General features: G+C 69.3%; 2 protein-coding genes. Both read right to left on the bottom strand.

Annotated elements, in window-relative coordinates:
• Positions 1–113: 113 nt before the first annotated feature.
• Positions 114–1,994, bottom strand: coding sequence for an NADH-quinone oxidoreductase subunit L (gene nuoL, locus ADBZ5U_RS15935; RefSeq protein WP_526811821.1), 1,881 nt, complete (start codon positions 1,992–1,994; stop codon positions 114–116).
• A 4-nt stretch (positions 1,995–1,998) separates the two neighbouring features.
• Positions 1,999–2,204 (bottom strand): NADH-quinone oxidoreductase subunit NuoK (nuoK, locus tag ADBZ5U_RS15940; protein ID WP_526811823.1); only part of this gene is annotated, 206 nt, incomplete at its 5' end.

Below are 2,204 nucleotides of genomic sequence, written 5' to 3' on the forward strand. Positions count from 1 at the left end.
ACCCGGTGTACTTGGCGGCGGTGCGCGCCGAAGCCGGCAGCAGCACGATGACGGAGGCTCCGATCATCGGCAGCGCCCACAGGACGCTCAGCCACGGAAAGCTCGTCACGGGTTCACCTCCACATCGCCGCGACGAGCACCGCGCCGGTCAACAGTCCGGCGCCGGCGAGGATGGACAGCGCATAGGTGCGGGCGAACCCGGTCTGCAGACCGCGAAGCCCGTCGGAGAACCGCCGGACCAGCGCGGCCAGGCCGTCCACCCCGCCGTCGACCACCTTGTCGTCCACCACGACCATCGCCCGGGTCACCTGCCGGCCGCCGCGCATGAACACCGCCTCGTTGACCGCGTCGCCGTAGAGGTCGCGCCGGGCCGCGACGGTCAGTGCCGAGACGTCCTGCGGCGCGGTCTGCGGCACCCCGGCGGAGTACTTGCGCCAGGCGATCGCCACCCCGACGCCCACCGCCGCCAGCGCCAGGGCCGTGGTCACCCACACCGGCATCGCGTGCTCGGCCTCATGGCTCCCCACGACGGGTTCCAGCCAGTTCTGCAGGGTGTGGCCCAGTGTCAGCACCGCCCCGGCGCCGACTGAGCCGATCGCCAGCACGATCATCGGCAGCGTCATGACCGCCGGGGACTCGTGCGGGTGGGTGCCCGCCCAGCGGCGCTCGCCGAAGAAGGTCAGCAGCATCACCCGCGTCATGTAGAACGCGGTGATCGCCGCACCCAGCAGTGCCGCCCCGCCGAGCAGCCAGCCCTTCAAACCGCCGGCGTTGAAAGCGGTCTCGATGATGGCGTCCTTGGAGAAGAACCCGGAGAACGGCGGCACGCCGATGATGGCCAGATACCCCAGTCCGAAGGTGGCGTAGGTGATCGGCAGCAGGGTCCGCAGGCCGCCGTAGCGCCGCATGTCGGTCTCGTCGTCCATGGCGTGCATCACCGAACCGGCGCCCAGGAACAGCCCCGCCTTGAAGAAGCCGTGGGTGAGCAGGTGCAGGATGGCCACCGCGTAGCCGGCCGGCCCGAGTCCGGCGGCCAGCACCATGTACCCGATCTGGCTCATGGTGGAGGCGGCCAGTGCCTTCTTGATGTCGTCCTTGGCGCAGCCGATCACCGCCCCGAACAGCATGGTCACCGCGCCGACGATCACGACGCCGGTCTGGGCGGCCGGGGCGAGGTCGAACACCGGCCCGGACCGCACGATCAGGTACACCCCCGCGGTCACCATGGTGGCGGCGTGGATCAGCGCCGAGACCGGGGTGGGGCCCTCCATGGCGTCGCCGAGCCAGGACTGCAACGGCACCTGCGCGCTCTTGCCGCACGCGCCCAGCAGCAACAGCAGGCCGACGGCGTTGAGGGTGCCGTTGCCCATCTGCGGCGCGGCAGCGAACACCTCTGCGAAGCCGACCGATCCCACGGTGGCGAACAGCACCATCAGCGCGACGGCCAGGCCCATGTCGCCGACCCGGTTGACGATGAAGGCCTTCTTGGCGGCCGCCGCCGCGCTGGGCTTGTGGGACCAGAACCCGATGAGCAGGTAGGAGGCCAGGCCCACACCTTCCCAGCCGGTGTAGAGACCGAGGTAGTTGTCAGCCAGCACCAGCAGCAGCATCGCCGCGACGAACAGGTTCAGGTAGGCGAAAAACCTTCTGCGATCGGGGTCGTGGGCCATGTAGCCGATCGAGTAGAGGTGGATCAGCGCGCCCACGCCGGTGATCAGCAGCACGAAACACACCGACAACGCGTCCAGTTGCAGCCCGAAGTCCACCTTCAGCGCCCCGACCGGAACCCAGGAGAACAGCGTCTCGTGCACCACCCGGTCCTCGGCCGGAAGACCGAGCAGGTGGGTGAAAAGTGCTGCGCCGCAGACGAACGAGCCGATCACCGTCGCGCAACCCAGCAGGTGCCCCCAGGCGTCGGTGGCCCGGCCGCCGAGCAACAGGACCACCGCCCCGGCCAGGGGCAGCGCGATAGTCAGCCACAGCATCGTCGTCATGGGGTCAATGCCTCAGCAGATGGGACTCGTCGACGTCGGCATTGCGACGGGTGCGGAAGATGGCGACGATGATGGCCAGCCCGACCACCACCTCGCAGGCGGCGACGACCATGGTGAAGAACGCCACGGCCTGGCCATCGAGTTGGCCGTGCATCCGGGCGAAGGTGACGAAGGCGAGGTTGCCGGCGTTGAGCATCAACTCCACGCACA

The organism is Mycobacterium sp. (assembly GCF_040398885.1).
Lineage (GTDB): Bacteria > Actinomycetota > Actinomycetes > Mycobacteriales > Mycobacteriaceae > Mycobacterium.

Coding starts and splice junctions, on each gene's coding strand:
- nuoL (WP_526811821.1), bottom strand. CDS start 1,994: ATGACGACGATGCTGTGGCTGACTATCGCGCTGCCCCTGGCCGGGGCG.